The 15,708-nt window shown below is 62.4% G+C and carries 12 protein-coding genes and 2 pseudogenes; 10 read left to right on the top strand and 4 right to left on the bottom strand.

Going from position 1 to position 15,708, the window contains the following annotated elements; translation table 11 throughout:
- Positions 1-7: 7 nt before the first annotated feature.
- Positions 8-871: pseudogene (locus BKX98_RS06150) on the top strand (SDR family NAD(P)-dependent oxidoreductase).
- Between the two features lie 82 nt (positions 872-953).
- Here the strand turns inward: BKX98_RS06150 and BKX98_RS16785 are convergent.
- Positions 954-1,148, bottom strand: a complete 195-nt coding sequence (locus tag BKX98_RS16785; RefSeq protein ID WP_143181040.1) for a hypothetical protein — start codon at positions 1,146-1,148, stop codon at positions 954-956.
- A gap of 145 nt (positions 1,149-1,293) precedes the next feature.
- Here BKX98_RS16785 and BKX98_RS06145 point away from each other — a divergent pair, with 145 nt between their 5' ends.
- From BKX98_RS06145 to BKX98_RS06135, 3 genes are all read left to right on the top strand, one after another.
- On the top strand, positions 1,294-2,214 hold the full coding sequence (locus BKX98_RS06145; RefSeq protein ID WP_158024668.1) for a 2-hydroxyacid dehydrogenase: 921 nt from the start codon (positions 1,294-1,296) through the stop codon (positions 2,212-2,214).
- Between the two features lie 40 nt (positions 2,215-2,254).
- Positions 2,255-3,787 (top strand): deoxyguanosinetriphosphate triphosphohydrolase family protein, encoded by a 1,533-nt coding sequence (locus tag BKX98_RS06140; protein WP_073706555.1) that lies wholly within the window; start codon positions 2,255-2,257, stop codon positions 3,785-3,787.
- 437 nt (positions 3,788-4,224) lie between these two features.
- A complete protein-coding gene (locus BKX98_RS06135; RefSeq protein WP_073706554.1) occupies positions 4,225-4,893 on the top strand; it encodes a hypothetical protein in 669 nt (222 codons plus the stop codon).
- Positions 4,894-5,102: 209 nt separating this feature from the next.
- On the opposite strand, the pseudogene BKX98_RS17205 reads toward BKX98_RS06135, so the two are convergent.
- The 3 genes and pseudogenes from BKX98_RS17205 to BKX98_RS16995 form a co-directional block, all read right to left on the bottom strand.
- A pseudogene (locus BKX98_RS17205) lies at positions 5,103-5,460 on the bottom strand (hypothetical protein); the annotation flags it as partial.
- A 217-nt stretch (positions 5,461-5,677) separates the two neighbouring features.
- A complete protein-coding gene (locus tag BKX98_RS06130) occupies positions 5,678-7,900 on the bottom strand; it encodes an NADP-dependent isocitrate dehydrogenase (RefSeq protein WP_073706553.1) in 2,223 nt (740 codons plus the stop codon).
- A gap of 212 nt (positions 7,901-8,112) precedes the next feature.
- Complete coding sequence (locus BKX98_RS16995; protein ID WP_158024667.1) at positions 8,113-8,274, bottom strand: hypothetical protein; 162 nt, start codon at positions 8,272-8,274, stop codon at positions 8,113-8,115.
- A gap of 165 nt (positions 8,275-8,439) precedes the next feature.
- On the opposite strand from BKX98_RS16995, the gene BKX98_RS16990 reads away from it, so the two are divergent.
- From BKX98_RS16990 to BKX98_RS06100, 6 genes are all read left to right on the top strand, one after another.
- Entirely contained in the window at positions 8,440-8,877 is a 438-nt protein-coding gene (locus tag BKX98_RS16990) for a hypothetical protein (protein ID WP_158024666.1), read from the top strand.
- A 399-nt stretch (positions 8,878-9,276) separates the two neighbouring features.
- Complete coding sequence (locus tag BKX98_RS06120) at positions 9,277-10,959, top strand: formate--tetrahydrofolate ligase (protein WP_073706551.1); 1,683 nt, start codon at positions 9,277-9,279, stop codon at positions 10,957-10,959.
- Positions 10,960-11,124: 165 nt separating this feature from the next.
- Entirely contained in the window at positions 11,125-11,361 is a 237-nt protein-coding gene (locus BKX98_RS06115; RefSeq protein ID WP_073706550.1) for a hypothetical protein, read from the top strand.
- Positions 11,362-11,596: 235 nt separating this feature from the next.
- Complete coding sequence (locus tag BKX98_RS06110; RefSeq protein WP_073706549.1) at positions 11,597-12,355, top strand: LamB/YcsF family protein; 759 nt, start codon at positions 11,597-11,599, stop codon at positions 12,353-12,355.
- Positions 12,352-13,953 (top strand): carboxyltransferase domain-containing protein, encoded by a 1,602-nt coding sequence (locus BKX98_RS06105; RefSeq protein WP_073706548.1) that lies wholly within the window; start codon positions 12,352-12,354, stop codon positions 13,951-13,953. The genes BKX98_RS06110 and BKX98_RS06105 overlap by 4 nt, the downstream gene beginning before the upstream one ends.
- A 9-nt stretch (positions 13,954-13,962) precedes the next feature.
- Positions 13,963-15,702 carry a biotin carboxylase N-terminal domain-containing protein gene (locus BKX98_RS06100; RefSeq protein ID WP_073706547.1) on the top strand — a complete coding sequence of 580 codons (1,740 nt, stop codon included), beginning with the start codon at positions 13,963-13,965 and terminating at the stop codon, positions 15,700-15,702.
- Positions 15,703-15,708 lie beyond the last annotated feature (6 nt).

Raw genomic sequence — 15,708 nt, 5'->3', positions numbered from 1 at the left:
ATAACGGATGATCATCCACCGGGACTGCGCCTCCCAATCAATTCTCGCTCGGGTAGACTCCGGAATGACATCGGAAAATCGGCGCCTGGAAGAGTGGCGGTTCCGGTACCGCCGAAGGGAGAAAGTAATGCACCTTGAGAATAAGGTTGTCATTGTCACCGGTGGCGCATCCGGCATTGGCGGAGCGATCTCGCGAGTCCTGGCTCGCCGCGGTGCCAAGGTCTTGGCAGTGGATTTGAATACCGAGGCTGGGGCCGCGCTGGCGGAAGAACTCGGCGACTCGGTGATCTTCATCGAAGGCGATGTCAGCAAGCAAGAAACCGCAGATGCGGCAGTTGCCGCAGCCGTGGAGAACTTCGGCGGACTGAACGGCTTGGTCAACAACGCCCATGCTACCCGCCAGGCGCCGTTCACCGAGCTGGACCAGGCTGCCTGAGATCTCTCGTTCAATACCGGCTTCCTGGCCACCCGCCAGTTCATGCTCGCTGCTTTCCCGCACCTGAAGGACAACGGCGGCTCGATTGTTAACTTCGGTTCCGGCTCGGCCATGGTCGGCCAGCCGACCCAGGCCGCCTATGCTTCGGCCAAGGAAGCCATCCGCGGCCTATCCCGCGTGACCGCCAACGAATGGGCGGCCAACAACATCCGCGTCAACGTGGTCTCCCCTATGGCGCTGACCGACGGCGTCAAGGCCTGGAGCCAAGCCTTCCCAGAACTATACGAGCAGTCACTGACCAAGGTTCCGCTGGGCCGCTTCGGCGATCCGGAATCCGATGTCGCACCCATTGTCGCTTTCCTGCTTTCGGATGACGCCAAGTACGTCACCGGCCAGACCCTCATGGCAGATGGAGGTGCGAATAAGCTCTATTAACCTCTAGACCTCTTTCCTGCACTCAAGGCTCCGGGATATTGCCCCGAGGACTGAACTGCTTTAACGGTTATCGGTTCACGGCCTACCGTCGGTTATACTCGGCAACCATCGCGCCGGCGTGGAGCACTGCTCCTGACAGCACCAGCAACCCACCGCCAACTGGTTCTCCGAGCACGAAAACGATTAGGCCGATTGCTGCCAGCGTCCAACCAATCACCATTGTTGCGGTGGAACCCGCGGATACCTTATGGCTAGTGCGCTTTGAAGTTTGAGTCATGCGCGGATTCTATCCGCTGGATCATTTCTACAGAGACCAATGAGCTGGAAATATGACAAATTAGTTCAACGTTGACATTCAAGCTTGTCTCGTTGCGGCCACAGCAGACACAATAGCCACGTACCCACCGATGATTGGAAATTCCGTGACCCTGCGCGTTCTCGTCCCCTGGCAACGACTCGTCGACGAGCTGACGATTCCCGGCATCAAACCGATCCTCTGGCATATCAACGATGACCCCGAGGACGCCCCGCCAGCCGACGTGCTTGTCACCGAACGTCCGAGCAATCCGCAGCTGCGTTCACGAGTCGCCCGCATCAAGGGACTGAAGCATGTCCACCTGCTGTCCCTCGGTTACGAGTGGGTGCTGGAGCACCTGCCTGAAGAAGTGACACTAACGAATTCCAAGGGCGCCGTGGAAGTTGCCACCGCCGAACACTGCCTCGCCCTGATTCTGGCATCCCTGCGCCAGCTGCCGCAGGTCGGACAGCAGCAGCGCGAGCGCCAGTGGACCCGAACGTGGAGCAGCTCGCTGCACGGCTCAAAGGTGGTGCTTCTTGGAGCTGGCGGAGTCGGCAGTGAAATCCGCTCGCGGCTGCTGCCCTTCAAGCCTGCCGAACTCACTGTCTTTGCCCGCACCGAACGAGTACATGAGCAGGGTTTCAGAATTCATTCTCTCGACCGGCTCTGGGCTTTTCTGCCCCTTGCTGATGTGGTGATTATTGCCCTGCCCCACACTCAGGAAACCGAGCAGCTCATTGACGCCCAGTTCCTCTCTGCCATGAAGAACGGCTCGCTGCTGGTCAATGTGGGACGCGGGCCCATCGTCGACACCGGAGCCATGTTCCTGGAGCTGCAATCCGGCAGGTTGCATGCCGCCTTGGATGTCACCGATCCCGAGCCGTTGCCGGCAGACCATCCGCTGTGGAGTGCCCCGAACTGCATCATCACCCCGCACATGGCCGGCGACACGGGACAGTTCATCTCGCTGGTCTCCGAACTGGCAGTAAACCAGGTCATCGACTTTGTACGCGGTGAAGAACTCGCCAACCGGGTTATCAATTGACGAGGTGTTGAGCCATTGATCGCCTAGGCTGGTTTCTACCATGGAATACAGGGCCAAGACACACCTAAGCGGCGGGCGGGAGCGCGCCATTGCCGAGCCGAGCCAGAACGGCGAGGACGAGTTCCGCATCGATATCGAACGCATCCGCTTCTCCCCCTATTTCTCCCGGCTGTCCTCGGTCACCCAGGTGATCCCGCAGGCAGGCTCCGGCACCCTGGTGCACAACCGGTTGACCCATTCGCTGAAGGTCTCCGCGGTGGCCCGCTCCATTGCCATCCGGCTGCGCAACGCCGATGAATCAACTAGACGACTCGTCGACCATTTGGGTGGTTGCGATCCTGTGGTCGTGCAGGCCGCCGCGGCGGCCCACGACCTGGGGCACCCGCCCTTCGGGCACCTCGGCGAGCTGGAGCTGGACCGTGTCGCCCGGGGATTGCTGAACCTGCCTGACGGCTTCGAGGGCAACGCCCAGACCTTCCGCATCCTCACCGCGCTGGACAGCTGCGATGCCACCGCCCGCGGCATGAACCTGACCCGCGCGGTGCGCGCCGCCGTGCTGAAGTACCCGTGGACCCGCAACGAATGGCGTGCCCTGGCCCCGCTGGCTCCCGAGATGCTGCCGCGCGGCGTGGGGACCGACCCGGCGGCCGGCGCGTTGAAGTATTCGGCCTATGATGTCGATGCCCACGAGATGGCCGATGTGCTCTCGGTGTTCCCCAATATCGGCCGACACCAGCAGACCCTGGAGAGCTCGGTGATGGATATTGCCGATGACATTGCCTATGCCGTGCATGATCTCGATGACTTCTACCGTGCCGGGGTGCTGCAGTACACCAGCGTTTCGGCGGAATTGCGCGCCTGGCTGGAGCAGTCCCGGGAACTTGGACAGCTGAAGCAAGCCGAACTCGATGCCCGCCGGCCGGGCCACGCCTTGGAGGAGACTTGGCGCAGGGCACTGGCCAAGGATCCATGGATCGCCGATGCGCAGGCGTTCCGCGAATCCGTAGAACGGGTAGGCCATGACTTGGTCGACGGGCTGCTGGCTGTGCCATATGACGGCGGACTGGAAGCAGATCGCGCGGTCACCGCGTTCACCCGACGGTGGATCGAGCGGCTCCAGACCTCGGTAACCGTCGAGCAGACTCCCACCGTGCGCAGCGGCCACGTCCGGCTGGGCGATGAGGCCTGGCATGACGTGATTGTGCTGAAATTCGTCCACGCTCGCTTCGTGCTCGAACGCCCGGACTTGGCCGTGTACCAGCGCGGGCAGACCAGGATCATCCGCTCGCTGGCCGAAGGGTTCCACACCTGGCTCAATGATCCGGATGATGCCGGACGCGCCCCGCGCCGGCTGCTTGATTCGGTGGAAGCGGCCACCGAGGAGTATCGTCACCTGCGCGAACTCTCCCCTGAGCTCTTCCGCCAGGCTGGGCCGGACGAGGTACAGCGCCTGGGCCAGTCCCGGGCCATCGTGGACTACATTGCCTCGTTCACCGATGCGCAGGCTGTCTCGCTCAATGCCTTGCTGACCGGCACCGCGGATAACCTGTGGGAGGCAGGGCGCGGGCTGTAAAGTTTATCATTTTTCAGGTTTAGAACTGCACTCCGGAAAGGATTCCTAAGTCCCCTGTTCGATTTGCTAGGCCATCAACGTAGAACAATGGACAGAAGCCAGACCGCCTAACTTGTAAAAATTGGGACCGTGATCCGTACATAATGGCTTCGTATCGCGAACGGGAATGCGATGATCTAAGGCAGCAGAACATCCACTTAGCCTAGCGGAAGTTGTCGACATTACGGTCGTAATTCAACCCAGTGTCTCTAAGGAGGAGCAAGTCACCGACCGACAGTATTTCTGTGAAACTCCCAGGCAAAAGAATTCAAATACGGCCTATCACCTGGACGTGCAGCCACGTTCCATTGAAATGGCTATAAAGTGTCCCGCTGACCCAAATTTTATTAGGAAGCTAGGATGTACCTGACTAGCAAATTTCGGGCGAAAGGTTATAGATGGCTCTTCCAGAACCGACACGTTCTCAGGCTGTAGAGTATGCGCGCAAGGATCTACCGGGCGACGTAACTTGGCACGTCGACTATTTCGATTTTATTAGTGATATAAAGTTACGCGAACGGATCGGGCAAGAATTCTACGCAGCCAGAAACCTCTACAAATTCTGGGAAGGGCTAAGAATTGACGAGGATTGGGCGAAACAAGCTCAAATCCAATTGCAAGTTCAGCAGTATGCTTCGATCTACGAAGCATCCATTCATCATCTTCTGTTTGTCGAGGCAGCAGAGACGCCTCAAGTCCAGCAGCTCTTCGAGTACCAAGCTTTAGTCCAGCGCGATTTGCCTGTCCATATCATGAATCGAATTCGTGACATGAAGACAGACGATAGCGACGACATCGTGGGCGCAGTTAAAACCACGAAACGCACGCAGGTGACGAAAATCAGATTCGATAAGAAAGTGACGGCAGCTGTCGCCCTGGGAATTATTGCGATGGATCTCGGCGACGAGATAACAAGCTTCTATACTGCACGAAATTACATCCATATCCACGCAGAGCTCAGCCAACCGGATTTGGAATGGCAGATTTCATTCGCTCGCGACGCCTACCTGCGCCTCCAGCCATTCAAAGACCAAGCGACGAGTTGGTTAGCTCAGCGTAAATCATAGCTCAAGACTTTATTGACATTGCAGTGGTTTTGACCAACTCGAATTGTTGGTATTGGCTAGCCTAGAATTTTTCGTCTGGGCTCCGACGGCTACCGGAATCCACCCCAAGTGATTCCTGGTGGCCGCGTCGTCGGTTCTGCTCAGGCCAAAAAAGCGTTTGAACCACCGAAGGGCACTTCGAGACTCCAGTCAACTCGACCGGGATGACCTTACGCAACTGAAGAAACACCAGGAAAACTACCAGTTGAGGCAGCCAACTCGCAGTGCCGCAAGAGACGATTTTCCGACCATAGAAATAACAGGTATCTCCACCGCTTCAGATCCCAGTAAACTTCTTCATGGCAACCAGACAATGCAGCCAGTTGCAGTTATGAGACCAGATTTAATGCGGGCATTGCTAGATTCGCCCACGTCTAGTTCGCGCAATAGTCCAATACAGCTGCTTGCCCAACCCGCAGTCTTAAGTGTTCTGTTCCGCATTTCGCACCAGCCCCGCGCCCGGTGTCAGGCATCGAGGAACGCCAACTTGAACCGCGGGCTGTTGGTCAAGAACGCCGTGACACGATTCGGGATTTTGGGAATCATCGGGAAAGCCGCATGCAATACAGAGAATGATCTTCTCACTACTGCCACGCTATTGGAACAAGCAGCCAGCAGCGCACGGCCGAGGGGCATTGCCACACACTGGGCAGCTGGATCTTTGACATCCACGGCTTAATCGCACTTTAAGGCCGCTGGCTCCGATCCTCAATGAGGATTGGAGCCAGCTGCTTAGCTCCAGGGACTACTTGGTCAGCAGTTCCAGCGCCTTGTTCAGCGTTGCGCTTGGGCGCATCACAGCGGAGGTCTTGGCCTCGTCCGGACGGTAGTAGCCGGCGATGTCCACGGCCTTGCCCTGGACCTCGGCGAGCTCGGTCACGATGGTCTGCTCGTTCTCGTCCAGCACCTTGGCAACCTCGGCGAACGCGGAAGCCAGCTGCGCATCCTTCTCCTGCTTGGCCAGCTCTTCTGCCCAGAACTTGGCCAGGTAGAAGTGGCTGCCGCGGTTATCCAGCTCGCCCACCTTGCGCTTTGGCGACTTGTCTTCCAGCAGGAAGGTGCCGGTAGCTGCATCCAGGGTGTCTGCCAGCACCTGGGCGCGGGCGTTGTTGGTGGTCACTGCCAGGTGCTCGAAGGAAGCGCCCAGTGCCATGAACTCGCCCAGCGAATCCCAGCGCAGGTGGTTCTCGTTCACCAGCTGCTGCACGTGCTTCGGAGCGGAGCCGCCGGCACCGGTCTCGAACAGGCCGCCGCCAGCCAGCAGCGGAACGATGGACAGCATCTTGGCGCTGGTGCCCAGTTCCAGGATTGGGAACAGGTCGGTCAGGTAGTCGCGCAGCACGTTGCCGGTGACCGAGATGGTGTCCTCGCCCTTGCGGATGCGCTCGATCGAGTACTTGGTGGCCTCGACCGGGGACAGGATCTCGATGATCAGGCCCTCGGTGTCATGTTCCTTGAGGTACTCGTTGACCTTGCCGATCAGCACTGCGTCGTGGGCGCGGTTCTCGTCCAGCCAGAACACTGCCGGGGTCTGGGAGGCGCGGGCGCGGTTCACTGCCAGCTTCACCCAGTCGCGGATGGCAACGTCCTTGGTCTGGCAGGCGCGCCAGATGTCGCCGGCGAAGACCTGGTGCTCGATGAGCACGGTGTCGTTCTCGTCGACGATCTGCACGTGGCCGTTGCCAGCGATTTCGAAGGTCTTGTCGTGCGAGCCGTATTCCTCGGCCTTCTGCGCCATCAGGCCGACGTTCGGCACGGTGCCCATGGTGGTCGGGTCGTAGGCGCCGTTGGCGCGGCAGTCCTCGATGACCACCTGGTAGATGCCTGCGTAGGAGGAATCCGGCAGCACGGCCAGGGTGTCTGCGGTGTTGCCCTTGGCATCCCACATCTTGCCGCCCAGGCGGATCATGGCTGGCATGGACGCGTCAACGATGACATCCGATGGGACGTGCAGGTTGGTGATGCCCTTGTCGGAATCGACCATGGCAACTGCCGGGCCTTCTTCCAGGCCCTTGGCGATCAGCTTCTCGACGCCGGCGCGGACCTCGTCGGACAGCTCGTCCAGGCCGTTCAGGATAGCTGCCAGGCCGTTGTTCGGGTTCAGGCCGGCCGCTGCCAGTTCTTTGCCGTAGGTCTCGAACAGCTCGGAGAAGTAGGCCTTGACCACGTGGCCGAAGATGATCGGGTCGGAAACCTTCATCATGGTGGCCTTCAGGTGCGCCGAGAAGAGGATGCCCTCTTCCTTGGCGCGGGCCACGGAGTTCTTCAGGAACTCGGACAGGGCTGCGGCGTGCATGACGGTGCCGTCGATGACTTCGTCCTTGAGCACGTCGAATGGCTTCTTCAGGACCTTGACTTCGCCGTCTTCGCCGACGAAGCGGATCGAGATCTTCTTGTCCGCGTCGATGACCACGGACTTCTCGTTGGAAGCGAAGTCGTCGGCACCCATGGTGGCCACGTTGGTCTTCGAGTCTGCTGCCCACTCGCCCATGGAGTGCGGGTACTTGCGGGCGTAGTTCTTCACGCTCAGCGGTGCGCGGCGGTCCGAGTTGCCTTCGCGCAGTACCGGGTTCACTGCCGAACCCTTGATCTTGTCGTAGCGTGCGCGGATGTCGGTTTCCTCATCCGAGGATGGGTTGTCCGGGTAGTCAGGCAGTGCGTAGCCGGCAGCCTGCAGCTCGGCGATGGCGGCCTTCAGCTGCGGGATCGAAGCCGAGATGTTCGGCAGCTTGATGATGTTCGCTTCCGGGGTCTTGGCCAGGTCGCCAAGTTCCGCCAGCGCGTCACCGATGCGCTGTTCCTCGGTGACATAGTCCGGGAAGGTAGCGATGATGCGACCGGCCAGCGAGATGTCGCGGGTCTCAAGTTCCACCCCGGCGGTCGACGCGAAGGCCTCCACGATTGGCAGGAACGAGTGGGTCGCCAGCATTGGCGCTTCGTCGGTGTGGGTGTAAATAATCTTTGCCATAGGTGTGGCGTCTCCCTGAACGTCGTGCGGAAGCGGTGTTACCGCCCTGAACTCAACGTTCCAAATCTACCTGATTTTGCCCAGCACCACACTTTCAGGCCAGCAGAAATGCGCGCGGCAATCCCCGATATTCGCCGAAATCCCGGGCTGGACTGCCCGCAAGCAGTTCGTCACATTTAAGTTAATCGGCGATAACTCAAGATTGGCCTTCGCTATTCGGACACGGCCCCGGCCAGGGCTGCCAGATTCGCCAGAGCCGCATCGAAGAGCTCAACCGGATCCGCAGGCTCCCCGGCCCGCTCCGCTCGGCCGAAGCACTGCCAGGCCACCCGCCACAGCGCAGCCAGGGTTTCGCCGATGATCAAGGCGGGCATGGCCGGCAGCAGCCCGCGGCGCTGCAGCTCCTGCGCAGTGGCCGCCGAGAAGGCCTCCTCCTGCCGGGTAATGGCCAGCAGCAGCTTCTTCAGAGAATCCCGCTCTCCTCGCTGCTCTCACAACCGCAGTCGCTTTCCTGATGCTCTGCGGAGGCGGCTTATTGCTTGATCGGCGACGCAAGAAGAAACATTCAATCTGTTGAAGGTGGCACCATGAATCGTTTAGCTGAAGCGGCTACTGCCTTACTTGTCACGACGGCCTTGGCGGCCAGCTCTGCAGGAACGGCTTTTGCCAACCCGACTGCACGCGAGACGTCAGATGAGTCCTCGTCCTTCGTTTCAGGGAAACGGAGCGAAGAAATTAAAGCAGGCTTGGACTATGTATTGCAGACGAAAAAACCTCCCATGGTCAGCGAGACTTCGTCCACGATTGAGAAGGACTACGAGTTTTCGGAAGGGTCGACCCTAACCATCGTTCGAGATGCCAAGGCAGCTATTGACGTTGCCAACCCTGCCCTCAGTGCAGGGCAACACTCGACTGCCTTCTACATTGACATGTCGCCAGCAGATCAGCGATCTTTTATCAACGGGGCAGCGCTCTGATTCTGGCCTCGATACGGGCACTGATGGGGCCGTTTGCGATTGCGGTTCTTCCAAATTTGGGCTCGTATATAACTCCACAGCTCGAAGGCCTGACTTGTGCTAATGAAAATAGCACAATGCGGTTCTATTACACTCTCGACGGCAACGCGGTGTCTTCCAGACGCATCTAAAGGCGAAAGGTTCGCACGCCGGTTCTTGAAACCGGGGTCAGAAATAGGTGACTGCTCAGATGCTGTCTTCAGGGGCGCAATGCTGACGTCTTTGCCAATTCCCGGAAAAGCTCCGTTCCATGTTCTCCCCTCGCCTGCAAGGTGATAGCTTGAAGGCCAATCAGGGAATACCAAAAGCCTTGGTTTTCCTCATCCCCGGATCACCGGGCCGCCAGATAGGGGACGCAGCATGGCAGCAGTGCAGGACACCGACATGAGCGATCTCGCGATTGCCTCGCGGGCAGTGCTCGCACCGATCTCCCGGATCGCCGAGACCGCCGGAATCCCGGACGCCGCACTGGAGCCCTATGGCAAGTACAAAGCCAAGATCGATCCGGCGCTGTTGCCCACCGGTACCCGGCGCGGAAAAGTGGTCCTGGTCAGCGGCATGTCCCCGACACCGGCAGGGGAAGGCAAGTCCACCATGGTGGTGGGCTTGGCCGATGCGCTGGCGGCCACCGGGACCAAGACCATGATCGCGCTGCGCGAACCCTCGGTCGGCCCGAGCTTCGGCATGAAGGGCGGAGCCACTGGCGGCGGACAGTCCCAGGTGCTGCCCATGGACGAGATCAACCTGCATTTCACCGGGGATTTCCACGCCATCACCAGCGCGAACAACCTGCTCATGGCAATGCTCGACAACCACCTGCAGCAAGGCAACGCGCTGGGCATCGACCCGCGGTCCATCACCTTCAAGCGGGTGCTGGACATGAACGACCGGGCACTGCGCCACGTGGTGATCGGCCTGGGCGGTACCGCCAACGGGGTTCCCCGTGAAACAGGCTTTGAAATTACCGCCGCTTCCGAAGTCATGGCGGTGTTCTGCCTGGCCACCGGGCTTGCGGACCTGCGTGCCAGGCTGGGCAGGATCACCGTCGGATACACCTACTCCAAGGCTCCGGTCACCGCCGATGACCTGGGGGCGGCAGGTGCCATGGCGCTGCTGCTCAAGGAAGCCATCAAGCCCAACCTCGTGCAGAGCATCGGCGGCACTCCTGCGCTGATCCACGGCGGGCCCTTTGCCAACATCGCCCACGGCTGCAACTCGGCCATCGCCACCAACACCGCCCGCGCACTGGCCGATGTGGTGGTGACCGAGGCAGGCTTTGGCACCGACCTGGGCGCCGAGAAATTCATGGACATCAAGGCCCGCTACGCCGGGTGCCCGCCGGACACGGTGGTCATTGTCGCCACCGTCCGCGCGCTGAAGATGCATGGTTCGGTACCCAAGGAAGAGCTAAGGACCGAAAACGTCGAGGCCGTACGGGCCGGGCTACCGAACCTTGAACGCCACGCGTCGATCATCGCCAAGTTCGGCATCAAGCCGGTGATCGGCATCAACCGCTTCACCACGGATACCGATGCCGAGCTGGAAGCGGTCACCAGCTGGGCAGCGCAGCAGGGCATCGCCTGCGCCGTAGCCGATGTCTGGGGCCACGGCGGGGCCGGGGCCACCGAGCTGGCCGCCACGGTGCTGCGCGCCATCGAGGAACCGGGCAACTTCTCCCCGCTGTACGAGCTGGAGCAACCGGTCGAGGACAAGATCCTGGCCCTGGTGCGCGAAATCTACGGGGGCGAAGGCGTCGAGTACTCCCCCAAGGCCCGGCGGATGCTCCAGCAGATCAATGACAATGGGTGGTCCCACCTGCCGGTCTGCATCGCCAAGACGCAATATTCCTTCTCCGATGACCCGCAGCTGCTCGGCGCCGCCAGCGGCTTCACCGTGCAGGTCCGCGAGCTGATTCCCAAGACCGGTGCCGGATTCATCGTGGCAATTACCGGGGCGCTGACCACGATGCCGGGCCTGCCGAAGGTTCCGGCTGCCGTGCACATGGATGTCGACGAGCAGGGCAACGCCATCGGATTGTCGTAGCTGGCCGACTCGCCGCGGATGCTGCCCGCGGGCACCGTTCCACTGCGGGCGAACATGGTAGTTCGCTGAGCGCGCCAGACTCCACGCAGCTACCCCGGCTAGGCTGTGTGGAACCAGCACCCTCCAGCTGGCATCAAGACAAGGCACGGAAGAAGGGAAGCAACCATGGGAACCGCAAACCACGACGAAACCACAGGACCACGCCAGACCCCGGATCCAGAGGGCGAGAATACTGCTGTCCCTGATCCGGACGACGCACAGAGCGCGCCCATCCCGTTCGGCCATGAAGGTGCCGACGGCGAAGAAGAGGGCGAGAATACTGCTGTCCCTGATCCGGACGACGCGCAGAGCGCGCCCATCCCGTTCGGCCATGAAGGTGCCGACGGCGAAGAAGAGGACTAAAGCTAAGCGGCGCACAGTCCAGCACGAGACCGGCTCGGGGCCGGGGATTCCATACGGAATCCCCGGCCCCGGGTTTTCCCTTTCTTGGCGCAATTCTCCTGTTCAGCACGCAATTCGGGGCAATTCCTCCGGTCCTTCGCAGAGCTGTCCTCCAAACTCGACGTCAAGATTGTTGAACAATTACGGAAATTGAGGCATTCTTTTACCAACAGGTTTTCACGAGACGGGGATCACAATGCCATATATAGACTTGAATTCGGACGTCGGAGAGTCCTTCGGCAACTGGAAGATGGGCGACGATGCCGCCATCTTCACCTCCGTTTCCTCCGCCAACGTCGCCTGCGGCTTCCACGCCGGAGATCCGAGCACCATCGCCCAGACCTGCCGCGATGCCGTGGCAGCCCAGGTCACCATCGGCGCCCACGTGGGCTACCGCGACCTGGCAGGCTTCGGCCGCCGCTTCCTGGATTGCTCCGCCACCGAACTGGCCGATGACGTGCTCTACCAGCTCGGGGCCCTGCAGGCGCTGGCCCGCAGCGCCGGCAGCGAAATCAAGTACGTCAAGCCGCACGGCGCCCTGTACAACACCATCGTGCACCACGAGGTGCACGCCCAAGCGGTCACCGATGCCATCAAGGCCTTCGGCACCGACCTGCCGGTGCTGCTGCTTCCCGGCTCCGTTGCCCTGCAGAAGGCCGAAGCCGCCGGCCTGCGCGGCGTCGCCGAAGCTTTCGCCGACCGCAACTACACCCCGGAAGGCACCCTGGTCTCCCGCCGCGAAGCCAACGCCGTACTCCACGACCCGGCTGTAGTCACCGAGAACATGGTCCGCCTGGCCACCGAAGGCACCATTGTCGCCGTGGACGGCAGCACCATCAAGATGCCTGCCGAAAGCATCTGCCTGCACGGCGACACCGCCGGCGCCGTGGCCATGGCCAGCGCCGTGCGCGCCGGCCTGGAACACGCCGGAGTGCAGATCCGGAGCTTCGCGTGAGCATCCGCGCCATCCACCGGGCAGGATCGCACGACCTGCTGGTCGACCTCGATTCGCTCGACTCGGTGCTGGCGCTCACTGCCGCGCTGGAAGCTGACCCGCTGCCCGGGCAGCGCGACCTGCTTTCTGCAGCCCAAACCCTGTTCCTGAAATTCGGGACCTCCGAAGAAGCCGCCCAGGCCAGCCAGCAGCTGCCCGGACTGGACATCGGCAGCGTTGCGCACGCAGCTGGCAAGATCGTCGAGGTTCCGGTGCACTATGACGGCGAGGATCTGGCCGCCGTGGCCGAACTGACCGGCCTGGGCATCGACGGGGTCATCAAGGCCCATTCCAGCCAGTCCTGGCGTGCGGTGTTCGGCGGGTTCGCCCCGGGCTTCGCCTACCTGCTCGGCGAGAATCAGCTGCTGAATGTCCCGCGCCGCGATACCCCGCGCACCAAGGTGCCTGCTGGTGCCGTCGCACTGGCTGGGGACTACTCGGCCGTCTACCCGCGCCAGTCCCCCGGCGGATGGCAGCTGATCGGCCATACCGATCTGCAGATGTGGGACTTGGACCGCGAGAATCCTGCGCTGATCCGCCCGCAGGACACCGTGAAGTTCATTCCTGCCACCGAAAGGATTTCCCTCCAGGCACCGGCCGCCCAGCCCGCCACCGTGCAGGATCCCGGCGTCGGAGGCCTGCGGATCCTTGATCCCGGACTGCAATCGCTGCTGCAGGATGCCGGGCGCATCGGCTACGGCAACCTGGGCGTCGGCGCCGCCGGCGCAGCCGACCCGGCCGCCTTCCATCAGGCCAACCGCCTGGTCGGAAACCAGCCGGGCCAGGCAGTGATCGAGAACCTCGGCAGCCGCCTGAGCGTCGAAGCCGAGCAGGACCAGGTGCTGGCGCTGGCCGGAGCCGAAGCCGAACTGCTGATCACCCCGGCCGAGGACGATGAGCTGCGCACCCCGCGCCAGGTGGCGATGAACGCGCCATTCGCCCTGCTGCACGGCGAGCGCCTGGATGTTGAACCCGCTGGGCGCGGGCTGCGCAGCTACCTCGCGGTGCGCGGGCGCATCGCGCAGGAGCCGGTCCTCGGCTCGCTGTCCACCGATACCCTCTCCGGGCTGGGCCCCGAGCCGTTGCAGGCCGGGAGCATGCTTGAGGTGCAGCGCCCGCGCATCGGCCACATTGTCGGCAACAGCGAACCGAGCACCCTGCCGGTACCGGACGCTAGCGGCGTGTACACGCTGCGCGTCATCCCCGGTCCGCGCGCCGACTGGTTCGGCCCGGCAGGCCTTGAGCAGCTCACCGCGCAGGTCTGGGACGTCACTAGCGAATCCAACCGCGTGGGCGTCCGCCTGGCTACCGGGCAGCAGCCGCTGCAGCGCGTGCGCGAAGGCGAGCTGGCCAGCGAAGGCGTGGCCCGCGGATCCCTGCAGGTGCCGCCCTCCGGCCTGCCGGTGCTGTTTCTCGCAGACCACCCGGTGACCGGCGGCTACCCGGTGATCGCCACTGTCATTGCCGAAGACCTGAGCGCAGCCGCGCAGCTTCCTCCCGGAAGCAAAATCCAATTCATCCTCCAACCCGCTGCCGGACACGCGGCATCTGACGCCTAAGGAATTGCCATGAAGAAAGTACTCATCGCCAACCGAGGCGAAATCGCTGTCCGCATTGCCCGGGCCGCCACCGACGCGAACATTGCTTCGGTAGCCATCTATTCTGATCCGGATGCCGACGCGCTGCATGTGCGCCGCGCCGACGAGGCGTACCCGCTGCACGGTTCCACCGGGGCGGAGACCTACCTGGATATCGAGAAGATCATCGGCATCGCGAAGCGCAGTGGAGCCGACGCCGTGCACCCCGGCTACGGTTTCCTCTCGGAGAACGCGGACTTCGCCAAGGCAGTCATCGATGCAGGGTTGAGCTGGATCGGCCCGTCGCCGCAAGCCATCGAGGCCCTGGGCAACAAGGTCACCGCCCGGCAGATCGCGGTCCGCGCCGGCGCCCCGCTGGCCCCCGGCACCGACGGACCGGTGGCTGATGCCAGCGAGGTACGCGCCTTCGCCGAAGAGCACGGCGTTCCGGTGGCCATCAAGGCCGCATTCGGCGGCGGCGGCCGCGGCATCAAGATTGTCCACGCCCTGGAGGAGATCTCCGATGCCTTCGAATCCGCCACCCGCGAGGCCACCGTGGCCTTCGGCCGCGGCGAGTGCTTCGTGGAACGCTTCCTGTCCAAGCCGCGCCACGTCGAGGCGCAGGTGCTGGCCGATACCCACGGCAACGTGGTGGTGGTCGGCACGCGCGACTGCTCGCTGCAGCGCCGCCACCAGAAACTGGTGGAAGAGGCCCCGGCACCGTTCTTGACCGATGAGCAGCGCGCCCGGATCCACGAATCCGCCAAGGCGATCTGCAAGGAAGCCGGCTACGTCGGGGCCGGCACCGTGGAATACCTGGTGGCCCAGGACGGGCTGATTTCCTTCCTGGAGGTCAACACCCGTTTGCAGGTGGAGCACCCGATCACCGAGGAGACCTCAGGGGTGGACCTGGTGGCCGAGCAGTTCCGCATCGCCGACGGCCTGCCGCTGTCCATTACCGAGGACCCGCAGCCAACCGGCCATGCCATCGAATTCCGCATCAATGCCGAGGACCCGGCCCGCGGCTTCCTTCCCGCCCCTGGCACCGTTGAGCGCTTCGAAGCGCCAACCGGGGCCGGCGTGCGCGTGGACTCGGGCGTGCGCAGCGGCTCGGTCATTCCCCCGTACTACGACTCGATGATCGCCAAGCTGATCGTGCGCGGTGCCGACCGCGACCAGGCCATCCGCCGGGCCCGCCTGGCCCTGGAGGAAATCAGCATTGCCGGGCTCCCCACGGTCTTGCCCTTCCACCGTGCAGTGATCGAGCATGAGGCGTTCAACGGCGATTCGCTGGGTGTCTACACCACATGGATCGAGGACGAGTTCCTCAACGAAGTCGAAGCTAGTGACGAAATGGATCTGGACCAGCGCGACACCAGCCGCGAGACCATCACCATTGAGCTCGATGGCAAGGCAGTCCAGCTGGGTCTTCCCGCGGCGCTGACCAATGCGCTGCGCAATACCTCGGGGGGCGGCAGCACCGCCGCCCCGCAGGATGAGGATGGCGGAGCAGTGGATGCCGCCGCGGTGCGCAGCACCATGGACGGGAACCTGGTCCGCTTCGCCGTGGAAGATGGCAGCGAGGTCACCGAAGGGCAGAGCGTAGCCATTGTCGAGGCGATGAAGATGGAATCCACCATCACCGCGCACCGCGGTGGCACCTTCCAGGCCGCGGATCTGGGCGCCGGGGCGGCTCTGCGCCGCGGCGACACCCTGGGCACCATCGGCTAGCGTCGT

The sequence above is a fragment of the Glutamicibacter sp. 0426 genome, from assembly GCF_001906485.1.
GTDB lineage: Bacteria > Actinomycetota > Actinomycetes > Actinomycetales > Micrococcaceae > Glutamicibacter > Glutamicibacter nicotianae.
Note: the sequence above shows the minus strand (reverse complement) of the source record. Positions and strands in the feature narration are given on the sequence as shown.